General features: G+C 44.4%; 15 protein-coding genes. 7 read left to right on the forward strand and 8 right to left on the reverse strand.

The window, feature by feature from the left end:
• Window positions 1-19: 19 nt before the first annotated feature.
• From NWE73_RS09405 to NWE73_RS09430, 6 genes are all read right to left on the reverse strand, one after another.
• A complete protein-coding gene (locus NWE73_RS09405; protein WP_277578058.1) occupies window positions 20-397 on the reverse strand; it encodes a hypothetical protein in 378 nt (125 codons plus the stop codon).
• Between the two features lie 3 nt (window positions 398-400).
• Window positions 401-1,576 (reverse strand): outer membrane protein assembly factor BamB family protein, encoded by a 1,176-nt coding sequence (locus tag NWE73_RS09410; RefSeq protein WP_277578059.1) that lies wholly within the window; start codon window positions 1,574-1,576, stop codon window positions 401-403.
• 88 nt (window positions 1,577-1,664) lie between these two features.
• Window positions 1,665-2,474: a tetratricopeptide repeat protein gene (locus NWE73_RS09415; RefSeq protein ID WP_277578060.1), complete on the reverse strand. Its 810-nt coding sequence runs from the start codon at window positions 2,472-2,474 to the stop codon at window positions 1,665-1,667.
• Between the two features lie 211 nt (window positions 2,475-2,685).
• Window positions 2,686-3,816 carry a Glu/Leu/Phe/Val family dehydrogenase gene (locus NWE73_RS09420; RefSeq protein WP_277578061.1) on the reverse strand — a complete coding sequence of 377 codons (1,131 nt, stop codon included), beginning with the start codon at window positions 3,814-3,816 and terminating at the stop codon, window positions 2,686-2,688.
• A gap of 152 nt (window positions 3,817-3,968) precedes the next feature.
• Window positions 3,969-5,714, reverse strand: a complete 1,746-nt coding sequence (argS, locus tag NWE73_RS09425) for an arginine--tRNA ligase (protein WP_277578062.1) — start codon at window positions 5,712-5,714, stop codon at window positions 3,969-3,971.
• Window positions 5,711-6,322: a hypothetical protein gene (locus tag NWE73_RS09430; protein ID WP_277578063.1), complete on the reverse strand. Its 612-nt coding sequence runs from the start codon at window positions 6,320-6,322 to the stop codon at window positions 5,711-5,713. The genes argS and NWE73_RS09430 overlap by 4 nt, the downstream gene beginning before the upstream one ends.
• Window positions 6,323-6,706: 384 nt before the next feature.
• Between NWE73_RS09430 and NWE73_RS09435 the strand changes: the two genes are divergently transcribed.
• Window positions 6,707-7,240: a tyrosine-type recombinase/integrase gene (locus NWE73_RS09435; protein ID WP_277578064.1), complete on the forward strand. Its 534-nt coding sequence runs from the start codon at window positions 6,707-6,709 to the stop codon at window positions 7,238-7,240.
• A gap of 2 nt (window positions 7,241-7,242) precedes the next feature.
• On the opposite strand, the gene NWE73_RS09440 is transcribed toward NWE73_RS09435, so the two are convergent.
• Window positions 7,243-7,560, reverse strand: coding sequence for a hypothetical protein (locus NWE73_RS09440; RefSeq protein ID WP_277578065.1), 318 nt, complete (start codon window positions 7,558-7,560; stop codon window positions 7,243-7,245).
• Between the two features lie 173 nt (window positions 7,561-7,733).
• Here NWE73_RS09440 and NWE73_RS09445 point away from each other — a divergent pair, with 173 nt between their 5' ends.
• From NWE73_RS09445 to NWE73_RS09470, 6 genes are all read left to right on the forward strand, one after another.
• The gene (locus tag NWE73_RS09445) at window positions 7,734-8,384 is read left to right on the forward strand and encodes a TIGR02466 family protein (protein WP_277578066.1); all 651 of its coding nucleotides are present in this window, start codon (window positions 7,734-7,736) and stop codon (window positions 8,382-8,384) included.
• A 2-nt stretch (window positions 8,385-8,386) separates the two neighbouring features.
• Window positions 8,387-9,145, forward strand: coding sequence for an ABC transporter ATP-binding protein (locus NWE73_RS09450; RefSeq protein ID WP_277578067.1), 759 nt, complete (start codon window positions 8,387-8,389; stop codon window positions 9,143-9,145).
• On the forward strand, window positions 9,142-9,921 hold the full coding sequence (locus NWE73_RS09455) for an ABC transporter permease (protein ID WP_277578068.1): 780 nt from the start codon (window positions 9,142-9,144) through the stop codon (window positions 9,919-9,921). Before NWE73_RS09450 ends, NWE73_RS09455 begins: the two co-directional genes overlap by 4 nt.
• Window positions 9,918-10,853: an ABC transporter substrate-binding protein gene (locus NWE73_RS09460; RefSeq protein WP_277578069.1), complete on the forward strand. Its 936-nt coding sequence runs from the start codon at window positions 9,918-9,920 to the stop codon at window positions 10,851-10,853. The genes NWE73_RS09455 and NWE73_RS09460 overlap by 4 nt, the downstream gene beginning before the upstream one ends.
• Window positions 10,853-11,404: a YaeQ family protein gene (locus NWE73_RS09465; RefSeq protein WP_277578070.1), complete on the forward strand. Its 552-nt coding sequence runs from the start codon at window positions 10,853-10,855 to the stop codon at window positions 11,402-11,404. The genes NWE73_RS09460 and NWE73_RS09465 overlap by 1 nt, the downstream gene beginning before the upstream one ends.
• 212 nt (window positions 11,405-11,616) lie before the next feature.
• Entirely contained in the window at window positions 11,617-13,230 is a 1,614-nt protein-coding gene (locus tag NWE73_RS09470) for a methyl-accepting chemotaxis protein (protein ID WP_277578071.1), read from the forward strand.
• 110 nt (window positions 13,231-13,340) lie between these two features.
• On the opposite strand, the gene NWE73_RS09475 is transcribed toward NWE73_RS09470, so the two are convergent.
• Window positions 13,341-14,957, reverse strand: coding sequence for a methyl-accepting chemotaxis protein (locus NWE73_RS09475; protein WP_277578072.1), 1,617 nt, complete (start codon window positions 14,955-14,957; stop codon window positions 13,341-13,343).
• Between the last annotated feature and the right edge of the window lie 197 nt (window positions 14,958-15,154).

The following is a 15,154-nucleotide window of genomic DNA, read 5'->3' on the forward strand; positions in this document are numbered from 1 at the left end:
GAGACGTGATCTGGACTCGTTATTCTGCGGTCCATTCTTTAAAGCCAAGTTTCAAAGCAGCTTCCAGATCTTTGCGATCAATCTCATAGACATTGCTATTACCTGTCGGAGTTCCGCAAAGCTGAATGCGCATCATTCCATCGTTTTTGTTTTCGCTAGAATAGACTTTGATAGATTTGAGACCTTTTTGCATTTCAGCGAGGTCGATCTTTTTGCCCTGGCCACACTGAAGAGAACCGTCAGCTTTATAGACCTTCACTTTGTCTGTAGAAGAGCTTTTTTCCACCATAACTCCACCCGCGGCAGCTTTATTTTCCGGTTTCTGCGCCCCACAATTAGCATGAGAGCAAGCACCCAAAACAAAACCCATTGAAAGCATCAAAAGAACAAACTTCATCATCTACTCCTGAAAGTAATCTTTTTTCACCCAAGCAGCATCAATTGCGTAAAGATTTGCCTCGCCTGAAATGAAATACACACGATTGTTTTTCTCATCAACCTGAGGAGCAGACAGAATCCCACGTCCAGGTTCCATCTCACCCAAGACTTTTCCAGTATTTAGATCTAAAAACTGAAGCCGTCCCTGAGACTCCCCAAAGGCAATAATGCCTTTAAAGATTTTCACCTGCGTCGGAATGCCGTCTTTCACTTTGTAAGACCACAGCTTTTCGCCATTCGCCTTTTGCAAAGCCAGAACTTCACCGCCAGTTGTCGGATAGAAAAGTTTGTCGCCTGAAATGCTGACGCCGCTGTATCCACCGCCATCAACTCTCCAAACAACCTCGCCTTTTTCCGCAGAAACACAGTAAAGCTTGTCGTCATAACCAGCGATATAGATCTGATCACCATCAATAACCGGAGTGGCATCGATATCACGGAAGCGCTTATTACGATTCAACTGAAGCTCCCAGACCACATTGCCGCTTTTCGCATTCAATGCAACCAGTGACCCATCTGAGAAACCTACATAAAGAATCCCATTACGAAGTGCCGCTTTGCTGCCACCACGAATGGAGAATTGTGAAGTGTCCTGGCGTGAATACAACCAAAGTTGCTTTCCAGTTGCCGCATCCAAAGCATAGAAAACATTGCTTCCGGACAGGAAATAAACCACGCCTTCATCAAGCAATGGCTCAGAAAGATTCTCGATCTTAGTTGGGAAGGTCCATTGCACACGACCTGTGCTGGCCTCTATAGAGTAGAAGTTTCCATCACTCGCACCAAAGAACAAACGATCACGAATAAGAGCAGCACTTGGTTCAACACCATTTACAACTGGAAGACGCCACTTTAGATCACCCGTCTCGCGTTCATAAGCCGCTATACCGTCAACGCCATTACCTTGGATCACTAAATTGCCTACAAGAATTGGCGTCATGCGATTGATTTTGCGGAACCCCAGATTGTCTTTTTCAGTCGTCGAACGCACCCAAGCCGTCTTAACTTCAAAAGTTCTTTTGTTATTGCGAGAACTCCACGACTCTCCAAGATTGCTCATGGTCGAGTTTAAAGTGGAGCACCCCATCAACATCAAAGACATAATAACCGCAGAGGAGTAAAGACTTTGAATTTTCATCCGTTCCTTCTTCTTGGAATCACAACTAAAACACACCAGAACCGCGAGAGGACTTCTCTACTCCTGCGCAGCAGGAGCGTAAACCGGCCTAAAGGCTTTTCTTCGCCTTCAAAAGACGTAGATACTTAGAGGCTTCACGAACTGCAGCGACATCAGTAGGTTGTTCCGCGTTCTCTTTTTTAGCTACTTCTGTGTAAAGCTGTTCAGCTTTTGCAGCGTCATTCAAAGACTCATAGCAAAGACCCATACGAAGTTTCGCTTCATCATGAGCAAATTGGAAATTCTTTGCAGCAGTGATTTTTTGCCAAGTATCAACGGCAGATTTGCAGTCATTTTTATCAGCAAAGGCATTACCCATTTGCATGTAAACCAAAGCGCTGGTCGCCTCTGATTTATTCAAAGCTTTTTCAACTTTTTGCAAAGTCGCAAGAGCTTCATCAGTTTTTTTGTATTCCATATAGATATTGCTCAAGTTCAAAGCGGCCATTCTTGCTGCTGTCGTGCTTGGCGCTTCATTGATCAAGGCTTCAAAACCAGGAATCACAGTTCCATAGTCTTTTTGCAAGTCGCCAGAAGCTTTCTTTGCGGGATCAAAAGCCGGAGCTGTTTTTTTGTCCTTAGCTTGACCTGCCATCACTTCCGCACGAGCTGCTTCTTCAAAGCCACGACGTTTTTCGTTATAAACTTTTTCAACCGCGAAGTACTTCTCTTGAGTTGCTGTTTCTTTTTTATCAGAAAGATATCCAGCGATAGAAATCCCTGTACCCACTACGATAAAAGCAGCAACCACAGTAATAACAATTTTAGAGTGTGTCGTAGTCCAGACAAAACCTTCACGCAAAGTTTTGGTAACTTGATCTGGTGACTTCAAAGCGTCTTTAGAGATTTTCGTGCTCAAGATAATTCCTCGCTGTTAATAAATACTTAGAAGGAATAATTGTTCTGCAGTTTAAGGACCTTAGTCAAGCAAAGCCACCCCCAATAACAGATCGTTACGCGGCGAGTGAAGCAAAAGGTGCCTGGCACCTTTTGCGGTAAAAAAAGGCTCGTTCTGCGTTAGCAGCTACGAGCCTTTTGATATTTAACTCACGGGGGAGCTAAATTGCGAACTAGCGGTTATAGACTTCTCTCAAAGTTGTGAATGAACGAGAAGATTTACCTGGGTGACGTTGTTTGAGGCGACCAATAGTTTTGATACGCTCTTCAGCCAGACGATCCGCCGCAGTGTGGGTTCCGATATTGTCACGTTTTGCAATTTCGTAAACCTTTAAGATATTGTCATAAACACGCTTCGTTTTCTCAAACGCGCGGTCTGGAGAGTAACCTTCAAGCTCAACGAATACGTTCATCAAACCACCGGCATTGATAACGTAGTCTGGAGCGTACAAGATGCCCAATTCGCGCAATTGATCGCCATGACGAGCCTCTGCAAGAACGTTATTCGCGCCACCAGCGATGACTTTGGTTTTGAACTTCGTGATAGTTTGATCGTTAACAATCGCACCCAAAGCGCACGGAGCCAAGATATCGCAATCTGTGAAAAGGATTTCTTCAGAGCTTACTGCTTTCGCGCCATAAGTTTCTGCCACTTTTTTAGTGCGAGCCATGTCGATATCAGCAACTGTCATCTCAGCGCCTTCAGCTTGAAGGTATTTCGCCAAATTTGAACCCACGTTACCAAGACCTTGAATAGCGATTCTCATGCCTTTCAAAGAATCCGTACCGAATTTCTCTTTGGCAGAAGCTTTAATACCCATCAAAACGCCATGCGCCGTGTATGGAGATGGATCGCCTGAACCACCGAAATCCTTAGGGATACCAGTCACCCAAGGAGTCTCCATGTAGATATGCTCCATGTCTTGAACGTTCGTTCCAACGTCTTCAGCAGTGATGTATTTACCATTCAAAGAGTTTACGAACTGACCAAAAGCTCTGAATAGACCTTCTGATTTTTGAGTTTTTGGGTCACCGATGATAACCGCTTTACCGCCACCCAAGTTCAAACCTGAAGCCGCAGCTTTATAAGTCATACCTTTAGAAAGACGAAGAACGTCCACCAAAGCTTCATCTTCATTTTTGTAGTTCCACATGCGTGTTCCACCAAGAGCTGGACCTAGCGCCGTGTTGTGGATTGCGATGATAGCTTTTAAACCAACATTCGGATCATTACAGAATACAACTTGTTCATGATCACCATGCTTAGAGATGACTTCAAAAGTTCCCAAAGTAGACTCCTTCATAGATGGGGTCAGAATAGAAGGCCCCATCTTGATTATTGAAACTGATTTACGTTTGCGAAGGCGATCATGGGATGATTTGAGTAAAAAGACTAGCACTTACGCCTAGCGGTAATGCTGCACTCCGACGACGGGTCGGAGTGCTTAAAAAATAACTACATTTTATCAGGAGCAGGCATTCCTAATACAGACATACCTTGTTTTAGGGTAGCGCCGACCGCAGCAGCCAACGCCAGACGCGCCTCTCGAGTGGCTTCATCTTTTTCCATTCCGATAGGACACTCATGATAGAAAACGTTAAACTTCTTCGCCAACTCATAGAGATAAGTGCAGATTGCGGCAGGTTTAAAGTTTTCAGAGGCTTGTGCTACTGACGTATTGAAGCCAAACATCGCCTGCATCAATTGTCTTTCACTTGCATGCGACAACTGACTCCAATCAACTTTATCAGTGGTGCGCGGGAACTTTCTGCCAAGACTTGCAATACGTGCGTGAGAGTATTGAATGAATGGACCCGACTCGCCGTCTAGTTTCAGCCATTCATTCATATCAAAGACGATCTTCTTGTTCGTATCCATACGAAGCATGCCATAGAAAATAGCACCTTTGGCAACCTGCCCCGCAACTGTCTCAATTTCCTCTTTAGACCATTCGTTTTCATAACGACTTAAATAAGTCGCTTTTACATGGCCTTCCATACTGTGTACGAGTGAACTCAAAGGAATGATATTTCCCTTACGAGAGCTCATCGCGCCATCAGGCAATTCGACATAATTATATTGAAGATGGAAGCAATTTTTAGCCTGCTCGAAACCAAGAATTTCCAGAACACGGAAAACTTGCTTGAAATGCAACGCCTGGCGCATGTCGACAACATAAACTGATTTCTCAATTTTTCTGTCTTCGAATTTATGCTTCGCTAAAAGCAAATCTTTAGTCGCATAAAGTCCGGTTCCATCGCTTTTCAAAAGCATACAGAAACCCAGATTCTCAGACTCCAAATTCATACCGATAGCGCCATTGGATTTTTCAAGCTTACCCTGAGCATAAAGGTCTTTCACCCAAGATGCAGAAGGTGTATCCATGTCCGACTCAAAATACCACTCGTCGAATTCAACGTTGGCCCATTTATAAACACTCTTCATCAAAGCGATGGACCACTCACGAGTCTCTTTCCAAAGGTCATAGTAAGGACCATTGCCAGACTCGAGCTGCTTTAGAATCTCGGTCAATTCGGCGCGATTGATCTCTTCCTGCGGGGTCCCGTTTTGGTCCTCGAGAAGAAGATTGGCTTTTGAATACATACGCCCCAACCACTCACCCTTTTCCTTTGCAGGAACCGGCTCGTGGTTGTGTTTTTTCATATACCAAAGGCACTTCGCGACGTGAGTCCCCATATCGCCAGGAAAGGTAGAAGAGATAATTTCGCGGCCCGAATAGCGAAGCATGCGCACGAGGGCATCACCCAGACAAAGGTTTCGCATATGCCCCACATGCAACTCTTTATGAGTGTTGGGTTGCGAATACTCGATCATTGTTTTTGGAGACTTCTCAAGAATTTGTTTCTTAAAGAATGAACCATCCAGAATCGGCGCCACAACTTTTTCACCCAAAGCCTGTGGAGAGAACGTCAGGTTTAGATAAGGACCTGCAGCTTGAGCCTTTACCAATTCAGAATCGGTCACAATATTTTGCGCAATTTCAGCGGAAATTTGTGGAGGGCCTTTTTTAAGGGCTTTTGCGAGCGTAAAACACCCAAATGCCAGATCACCCATTTCAGAGTTCGGTGGTTCAACCAAGGCTTTATAGATTTCGTCTTCCGTTAAAGACTGGCCCATTTTAGTGATGGCAGCAGCGATTTTTTGAGTGGCTAAAAGCCTTACGACGTCGTGTTTAATCATGCAAATTTCCAAACCATGAGCACAGCGGCCCAGACAATACTTAAAGAAAGGATGACTATACTCATCTTCTTATGAAAATTCAGGTCTTTTTTGAGCTTAAAGATCTCCTGCTGAAGTGAGTTCTGCAGCTCAGCCCGATCCGCAGAGATAAGATCCAATTTTTCCTGCAAATTTCGATGTTCCTGCTGTCTTTCCGACCGCTCCTGATCCAACTCCTGCAAAGCTTTTTGATGCAGCACCTGAGGGCTTTGATTAATGAAATAATGGGGAGTTAAACCCGGGATTTTTTCCTGCAAAGCCGAAAACCACTGCAAAGCACGCCAAATATGGGGTGGAGCTTCATCTCCTTGCTTCACCCAGCGGGTCCAAGCTGAGGGATCGACCATTAAAAGTTGGGCCATTTTTCTTTGTGAAAGCCCCAAACCAAGGCGAACAGACTCCAAATCCCCCGTTTGACGGCGGATAACTGCAACTTGAGCTTCATAATGCATCCTTAAAGAGGTCTTTGAACGGGGAGACTCCTCCCCTTCTTGAAAGCTCTCGTTTGATGGGCCTATTTCAGCAACCTCTTCAAACCCCTGATCCATACCCTGGACTTCCATTTCCATCATCAACCCCCTCTAGACCATTGCATTTCACAATATTAGTATTGTTTTACACATTGTTTTGCGTTGTGAAATACAGATATACTTTAAAAGGTGCAGATCAAGAGTCAAGCTAAGTCATTGAAACCACGGAAGAATCCTTCCTGGGATACCCCGGATACCCCTTTTTCAAATTTACCTAAAGCTTATAGTTATAAGCTTTAGTATTAAGTTATTGGTATTATTGATGTTTTTATATGTGGTGTTTGCGGTATATCCATGTAGCGCAACGCATCATAAATAGACGCAGAGCGTATAACAATATCTTGTTTATATATCAACACTTTGGATGCAGTGAGTCACGCAATACCCCTTGTCAAACCCACCCAGACTTTTGAATGATGAATTATGGCTACGGCATCTCGATACTCACTGAATAAAAACAAATATCTTCTCGCACCCGAAACAGAACGTTTGCGAAAAATTCTCACAGATTTCCAGGATAAGGATCCACGCAATTGTTTGATGTTTTGGGTGGCTTTAAGAACCGGCGCCCGGGCTCAGGAAATTCTCAATATTCAAAGGTCGGATTTGAACCCCTACGATGAAAGTGTTTTTATCCGGGGAATAAAGGGCTCGAACGATCGGGAAATTCCTCTTCATTCTGATATCTTCAATCGGCTTCATCGATTTGCCGAAAAAGAAGGGGGAACCAAGGTTTTCCCCATCTCTTACAATAGACTCTATCAAGTTTGGGAAATGTATCGCCCCGTTCCAAAGAAGTTCCACTCCTTAAGGCATACATTTGCGATTGAATTGTATCAAAAGACGAAGGATTTAAGATTGGTCCAGGTGGCGTTGGGACATCGAAATATCACCAACACCATGGTTTATGCGGATTACGTTTATTCGCAGCAGGAACTTCGCAAACTTATACTTTAAAACTATTCATCAGAAAGATGGATTTCGTTCGCCAAACGATCGAATTGCTTCTTTTGTGATGGAGCGAAGTTTTGCTTCTCTTTGCTGAATGCTAAGAGTTCTTTTTTAGTAGGGGCATTATAAGAGCCACCTTTATTTTCAACGATAACGATGCGCTCACGAGCTTTTTCGCGAGCTTCGCCAACAGTGGTTTTTACCGTGGAATGAAGCTGACCTTGTTCTTTCATATTGTCAGAGATCATCGAGTTGAAATCGGCAACTTTTGCGAAACCCATTGCTGGAATCATTGCGATCACTGTTACTAAAAGTTGCTTTTTCATAATTCACTCCTTGGTAATACCTAGATACAAAGCAAGGGGAGTGCCAAGAGAAATCCAGCCTCTCCCCTTTTTAAATGCAGATGACAGTCCTTTCGTGGCGATAGTTTTAGCAGGTGTCGAACTAATGGTTATCAGTTCTTGTCTTGAAACACTTTTAATCCTAATGTCTCAATATGATAAAAACACTCTTCCCTACCTTCGTTTATTACGCGCCATTGAAGGCGGCTGGCCAAAAACCAACTTTGTCTCAAATGAATAAAGAGTTGAAACAGGAAGCTAAAACCTATTCGCGAATTGATGAAGAGGGGCAGCTTTGGTCCTTAAAAAACTACCCCGGTGGATACACATCTTATGGATCGATCGCGCAACTTCACCAAGCTTCGACAACATTTGAATTGCTTGAAAAAGAGATCAACAAACATGTTCGCAAATTTGTTAAACATCTCGAAATGGATATCGATCCCAAAGAACTTAAAATGAGCTCTTGCTGGATTAATATCATGCCGGCAGGGGTTCATCACAGCATGCATATCCACCCGCTCTCAGTTATCAGCGGGACTTACTATGTGCAGACTCCGAAGGGCAGCTCGGCAATTAAATTTGAAGATCCGCGCATGGCAAGCTTCATGGCAACACCACCTCGCAAAGCCAACGCCAAAGAGGCAAACCAAAGATTCATCTCTTTACAGCCAGCCGAAGGCCATCTCGTGCTCTTTGAAAGCTGGCTTCGTCATGAAGTCCCAGGGAATCAGTTCGACAAGGCTGCAGGTGGCGATACTGATAAAGAACGCATCAGCATCAGTTTCAACTACGACTGGGTGTAAAGATGCCGGAAACAACTGCGGCAGCTGCAAGTATTCAAATTAAGGACCTGACGAAGGATTTTGCGAAAAGCACCGCAGGCCCCGTCATTCTTGACATGAATGTGCAAATTGCTGCGGGTTCTTTCGTTTCTTTAGTTGGTGCATCTGGATCAGGCAAGTCGACCTTACTGCGTCTGATTGCAGGTCTCGAGAAGCCCACGTCAGGTTCGGTACAGACTAACACTGAACAAATTGGTTTTGTTTTTCAAGATGCGAATTTACTTCCTTGGAAAACAGCCCTGGAAAATGTTTATTTGCCCTTTGAACTCCTGCCTGACTTGGGTCTAAAAAAAGAAGAAATGAAAAACAAAGCTCTCAAGGCTTTGGAAAAGGTAAAACTTCAAGAGGCGGCCCATTTATTCCCCCATGAACTTTCCGGCGGAATGAAAATGCGTGTCGCAATTGCCAGGGCTTTAGTGACCCAACCCCGACTTCTTTTGCTCGATGAACCTTTCGCGGCTCTTGATGAAATTACGCGCTCTGAATTGCAACTGCAGTTGCGAGACCTGTGGAAGTCAGAAAAAATGACAGTGATTTTTGTGACCCACTCATTAGTAGAAGCCAGTTTTCTTGCTGAACGAGTTATTATGTTAAAGGGAACGGGGGCTAAAATTTCTTCTGATAAAGTTTTGGACCTTCCCGGCGACAGAACGGACTCACTACGCACCTCAGAAACCTTTAACAAGGTCGTCAGAGAACTTTCAGAAAGACTTCGAGCATGAAGCACAACCTGAAGACCAGCAACTTGTCAAAAAGCCTTCCAGCACTCGTGGCGTTCATAATTTTTACGGCCCTTTTAGAAGTCTTAGTGAAAAGCGGCGGGATCCAAGAAACCCTGATTCCGGCTCCCTCCCAAGTATTAAAAACAATTGCTGAACTTCATCCTGATTTTCAGACCGCTTTCATAGAGACACTCAAGAACACTCTTTGTGGTCTGGCCTTGAGTATTTTAATCGGCGGACTGACTGCTTTTGTATTTTCAATGTCCAACCTTTTAAAAAGAGCTATTCTGCCATTTGCTGTATTTTTCCAGACGGTGCCTATCATCGCCATTGCCCCCTTATTAGTGATTTACTTTGGCTTTGGAGCCCCGACCGTTATTGCATCCAGCTTTATCGTGTCGATCTTTCCAATTATCGCAAGCACGTTATCAGGTTTGGAAAGTGCCTCTTCCGCGCAGAAAGATCTGTTTAAAATTTACCATGCCAGCCCTTGGCAAACTTTGGTAAAGCTCAAGCTTCCCAATGCGTACTCTCATATTCTCTCGGGCCTGAAGATAGCCATCGGTTTATCCATCATTGGTAGTATCGCTGGTGAATTTGTAGCTGGTGGAGGCTTAGGAGCGATGATCGACGCCGCCAGAACTCAACAACGGGTTGATATCGTCTTTGCGTCTTTGTTATTACTTTCAATCCTCGGTCTACTTTTAATCGGCGCCTTAAATATCACACACCGAATAGTCACAAGTCGCAGACCTTTTTCTCAAGGTGAAATATGAAAAATGTAATTCTGGTCTTTGTCTTATTATGTTCCACACAGATTTTCGCAGCACAAACTGTCAGCTTGGCATTGAATTGGAAAGCAGAACCAGAATTCGGCGGATTTTACGCGGCGGAATTGGAAGGATATTTTGCTCAACAAGGTCTCAAGGTGGATATCATTCAAGGTGGCTCAGGCACACCCACAGTACAAATGCTGGCCAATAAAAAGGTAGATTTCGCTATCGTCAGTGCTGATGAGATTATTCTTTCGCAGGATCGCAACTCTAAGAATAAGGTAAAAGCCTTGTATGCAGTTTATCAAACTGCTCCTTATATCGTTATGTCACACAAAGAGCGTGGCTTTAAAAATCTAAAAGAAGTATTCACTTCAGACGGCGTCCTTTCAATGCAGTCTGGTCTTCCCTATTTTCAGTTCTTAGTTAAGAAGTTTGGAAAACCCAAGGTTAAAGTCGTTCCTTACTTGGGCGGCGTTGCTAACTTCATCAACGACAAAAACTTTTCTCAACAGGGCTTTCTAACCACGGAACCTCTCAGCGCTGAAAAGTCCGGGGCGAAGGTGCAGACCTTCATGATTGCAGACGAAGGTTTCAATCCCTATCTGGTCGTTTTAGCCACAACGGAAGACACACTTAAAAACAAACCTGATCTGGTCAAAAAAGTTCTTAAAGCTGTTGATCAAGGCTGGAAAAATTATCTTTCCGCCCCCGATAAAGCCAACCACTATATGGCCACGCTTAATAAAAGCCTCAATCTTGAGACTTTTAAATCTGCAGCAGAAATTCAAAAACCTTTGATCGTCGTGAAAGATGTAAAACTGGGATCCATGATGGAATCACGCTGGGACACGCTCGCATCTCAATTAAAAGACTTAGGTTTGATTAAAATTACTCCTAAAGCCACTGATCTCTTTGAAACTGTGAACTACTAATGGCTCAAACAACAACGCTCTATCGGTTCCGCATTGATCTTTCCGACGTGGACCGTGGAGTCTACGACCTCCTTGACTTCCGGGTTGCCATGCACCCTTCCGAATCAATGCAGTACCTTCTGACAAGAGTGATTGCTTTTGCATTGAACTCTCAGCAAGACCTTGAGTTTTCGCCTGCAGGCTTGGGAGATCCTGAAGTTCCCGCAATGCGCGTTGAGGTCCTTGGGAGTGGTCGAATCTCCTTGTGGATTGAGATAGGCAACCCCAGCCCTAAAAAACTTCACAAGGCAGCGAAGGCCGCTCAAACCGTCAAAGTTTATACTTATAAAGATGCCAATCTTATTTTGCGTGAGTGTGCTGGCGAAAATATTCACCAGGCCGAGAAAATTGCAATTCACGCACTCGATTATAAATTCCTCGACAAAATCGCCGAGGGAATTCAGCGCGATAACAAATGGAGCCTCTTGCATCACGACAACTCCATCACTATCAGCTGGGGAGAACAGAGCGAGACCTCAAACATTAAGACTCTTTCGCTGTCTCCTAATTAACGCCAACATCAATTGCTTTTAGAATTTCTAATTTAAATCAAACTATACATCCATCAATTGTCATATGAGGAATTGCTCGAATATGCGTTCCCATATTTCCTCAACATCCACCCCCTGTTCAAAAAAACTCATAAGCTTGATATTGTTTAATGCCTCCTCCAGGATGCTCAAAAGTTAAATCTCAATTCACATTTAAACATGGAGAAACTTGAATGATCTGGTTAAAAAAACTAGAGTTAAAGGTGAAAATTTTATGGACAGTGGCCGTAGCGTGCATCATGTGCGCGGCCGTTGCATTAGGAACAGCGATTCACTTCAACGAAGTGGAGTTTCGCAAAGGATTAATAACTAAATCCAGGACAATACATTCCAGGCTGGATGCTGCCGCAAAATTCGTCGCCAATCAGGGTGGACTCCAGCCGATGATTGAACTGTACACCAAAAAATACAAATCCTCCCTTGAACTTACAGAAGAAGACAAATCTATCATCCTTCAACAAGTGCCTATCTATGCCGCCATGAAAATCGGGATGGAAGATTCCGAAGCTCAACACTATAATTTTCGCGTCTTTTCAAATGAGCCCCGCAAAAAAGAGAATGCCGCCACATTCGAAGAAATGAAGATCTTTAAACAGTTCGAGGCAGACGTAAATCTACAAGAATATGTGGAAGACAATGGCCATAAGGTCACGGTGTATAGACCCGTCCGCCTTAAGAAATCCTTTGGCTGCTTTGCTTGTCATGGAGATCCAGCGACTAGTCCTTGGGGAAATGGAAGAGATATTCTTGGATACAGGATGGAGGATTGGAAGGATGGAAAATTGCATGGCGTTTTTGCAATTTCGAATGATATCGCAGAAACCCACAAGGCGGCGACAAGTGACGGAGGTCTCTCACCCACCACTTATTTAGGTCTCTTCATTTTTGCCGGCGGCCTTGGCGCTCTTTTACTTGCCGCATTCGTTATGAATGGTCCCATTGCAGTCCTCCAAAGAACGACAAAGGTTTTGGGTAAATCGGGCGAACAGCTAACGAGCACCGCCAATCAAATCGCTGAGTCTTCACAAACTCTTTCACAAGCGGCCGCGACACAGGCTTCCTCTTTGGAAGAGACTGTAGCAACTATGGAAGAGTTGACTTCAATGGTTAAGGTTAATAGCGATAGCGCCACCAAGGCAGCTGCTTTAGCGGTCTCAACCCGCGACATTGCAACCAAAGGTGAGCAAGAAATTAAAATACTTATTGAATCTATCAACAGCATTTCCGCTGACTCAAAAAAAATTGCTGAAATCACGAATGTTATCGATGACATCGCCTTTCAAACAAATCTTCTTGCGCTCAATGCTGCCGTGGAAGCGGCCCGCGCTGGAGAGCAAGGAAAAGGATTTGCAGTTGTCGCCGAGGCTGTGCGCAGCCTTGCCCAAAGAAGCGCAGAAGCCGCTAAGGACATTGCCTCTTTGATTAATGGTAGCGTTGCCAAAATTAGGAACGGAAGTTCTCAAGCCGAACGAAGCGGCACAGTGTTGGGAGAAATTGTAAAATCCGTGAAAGAAGTCGCTGATCTAAATAATGAAATAGCAACGGCCAGCGCTGAGCAAAGAAATGGAATCAATCAAATCGGCAAGGCGATGAACAGTTTGGACGAAGTGACACAAAAAAATGCAGCTTCCGCGGAACAGTCATCTGCTGCTGCTATGGAACTTTCCTCTCAGTCCCATAGCTTAGCACAAAGCGTACTCTTAATTGAAGAAGTGGTCTTTGGAACAAATACCAACCCGCAAAACGCAGAGAAAATCCAAAAAACAGTTGCCTTAGAGACATTTTAGCTGCGGCAATCGCCTATGATTAATGATGAAGGGGCGACTTCTTAGATCGCCCCCTCAGTGGAAATCATCAAAATCTAAACTGATCACACCACACAGGTCGATCAGTTTACTCAAAATCCTGAGAGGTTGCCAATGCCACTTCTTCCGCTGGCCTGTTTGTCAAAGGAAGCTGCTGCCGCCAATTTATTTTCTTCTCGTCCAGTTCGTTTAGCAGAACCTTGTCGACTTGACGCCAGTGAAGCGGGAGCGTCACCTTTAGCTCCTTGTACAATTTTCTGAAGCTCCTCGACAAGTTCAGACAAAGCATTCGCCTGATGAGACATCTCCTCCGATGAGGCGGCCACCTCTTCTGAGGACGCGGCGTTTGCTTGAGTTGCCTGATCCAGCTGGTTCATCGCCTTTGATATCTGCTCCAGACCACTGGCTTGCTCTTGGCTTCCGGCTGCGATCTCACCATTAAGATCTGCAACCTTCTTTACCGCATTAAGAATGTCTTTAAGAACGGCACTGCTTTCATGTGCGACCTTCGAGCCGTTCTCACTCTTGCTGACGTTCTCGGTAATAAGCGTAGAAATGTCTTTTGCAGCGAGCGCACTTCTTTGCGCCAGACCACGAACGGCCTCAGCCACAACCGCGAATCCCTTCCCTTGCTCTCCAGCGCGGGCCGCTTCCACGGCGGCATTGAGCGCCAACAAATTCGTTTGAAAGGCAATATCGTCAATAACATTGATAATCTCTTCAATCTTTTTGGAGCCATTGGCAATATCCGTCATCGAATCAATAAGCTTTGAAATTGATATCTCTCCTTTTTCCGCAGACTCTCTCGATCTTTGCGAAAGCACATTGGCTTCTTGTGCATTCCCTGTATTTAATTTGACCATGCTGGATAGTTCTTCCAGTGAAGCCACCGTTTCCTCCAGAGATGCTGCCGCTTCCGTAGAACCCGCTGAAAGCTGCACACTGGCCGCTGCCAATTGCGCACCTCCAGATGACGTTTGCTCCGCAGCTCCAAGAACGGCCTCACTAATTCGATTGAGCGATCGCGCCAATGTATTCGCAAAAATGAATCCGCAAACCAACGCAAAAACAATTCCACCGACAACGATAGACAGAGTGAAGACGCTCGCCTGTTCAGAGATTTCCTGAGCTGAAGCCGCCTTGCTTTGCATTACACTTTGATGGAAGCGAATCAGTTCATTGACTGCGGCTGTATACGCGATTGCTTTTTCATTGCAGTCCTTAAGAAGCACTCTATTCATCTTCTCTTTGTCAGAAATAGATCCTGACAGATATAAGGAAATTGCGTTCTCAGATGTTTTCCTAAAGTCCAACCACGCCCCACGAACTTTGTCGTAGAGCTCCTTTTGACCAGGAACGAAATTCAGATTTACATAAGCTGCGTCGTTTTTTTCGTATTGAGCCATTGTTTCTTGAGCGACTCGAACTGCATCTTCCCCTTCGCTGGGTGTCGCACCAGGAATAGCCAATGTCGTAATATAAATACGCACTCTTCTGTAGTCTATGAGCATCTGATTGGCATGGTTGATTTTGGGAGCAACTTTAGACACAACAAATCCATACTCTTCTCCAACTTTTTTAAGAGATAAGAGTCCCGTAACACCTACGACAACAATAACAGACGAAAGAAGACCACAAAGTAAGAGCAACTTGGTTTTCAAATTAAGCTTCGACATCATGAAAGTACCTCGTTTTGTAAGATGAAGCATGGGAACCAAAGAGAGTATCGATCACTTTTATGGATTAATTAATTTGTTTGTTCGGCTTGTCTCAACTTAAAGCGCAGTCACTGACTTAAATATCATTAAGCGACGGGAAAAATATTTTTTATGAATAGAGATATTTGGAGGCAAAGCACTTTTGTGAAATGCACCACCACGGTGGAGAAAAGAAGTAGACGAGGTCA

It is taken from the genome of Bdellovibrio svalbardensis (genome assembly GCF_029531655.1).
GTDB lineage: Bacteria > Bdellovibrionota > Bdellovibrionia > Bdellovibrionales > Bdellovibrionaceae > Bdellovibrio > Bdellovibrio svalbardensis.

Coding starts and splice junctions, on each gene's coding strand:
- NWE73_RS09405 (WP_277578058.1), bottom strand. CDS start 397: ATGAAGTTTGTTCTTTTGATGCTTTCAATGGGTTTTGTTTTGGGTGCT.
- NWE73_RS09450 (WP_277578067.1), top strand. CDS start 8,387: ATGCCGGAAACAACTGCGGCAGCTGCAAGTATTCAAATTAAGGACCTG.
- NWE73_RS09455 (WP_277578068.1), top strand. CDS start 9,142: ATGAAGCACAACCTGAAGACCAGCAACTTGTCAAAAAGCCTTCCAGCA.
- NWE73_RS09435 (WP_277578064.1), top strand. CDS start 6,707: ATGGCTACGGCATCTCGATACTCACTGAATAAAAACAAATATCTTCTC.
- NWE73_RS09445 (WP_277578066.1), top strand. CDS start 7,734: ATGATAAAAACACTCTTCCCTACCTTCGTTTATTACGCGCCATTGAAG.
- NWE73_RS09420 (WP_277578061.1), bottom strand. CDS start 3,816: ATGAAGGAGTCTACTTTGGGAACTTTTGAAGTCATCTCTAAGCATGGT.
- NWE73_RS09465 (WP_277578070.1), top strand. CDS start 10,853: ATGGCTCAAACAACAACGCTCTATCGGTTCCGCATTGATCTTTCCGAC.
- NWE73_RS09410 (WP_277578059.1), bottom strand. CDS start 1,576: ATGAAAATTCAAAGTCTTTACTCCTCTGCGGTTATTATGTCTTTGATG.
- NWE73_RS09475 (WP_277578072.1), bottom strand. CDS start 14,957: ATGCTTCATCTTACAAAACGAGGTACTTTCATGATGTCGAAGCTTAAT.
- NWE73_RS09470 (WP_277578071.1), top strand. CDS start 11,617: ATGATCTGGTTAAAAAAACTAGAGTTAAAGGTGAAAATTTTATGGACA.
- argS (WP_277578062.1), bottom strand. CDS start 5,714: ATGATTAAACACGACGTCGTAAGGCTTTTAGCCACTCAAAAAATCGCT.
- NWE73_RS09440 (WP_277578065.1), bottom strand. CDS start 7,560: ATGAAAAAGCAACTTTTAGTAACAGTGATCGCAATGATTCCAGCAATG.
- NWE73_RS09430 (WP_277578063.1), bottom strand. CDS start 6,322: ATGGAAATGGAAGTCCAGGGTATGGATCAGGGGTTTGAAGAGGTTGCT.
- NWE73_RS09460 (WP_277578069.1), top strand. CDS start 9,918: ATGAAAAATGTAATTCTGGTCTTTGTCTTATTATGTTCCACACAGATT.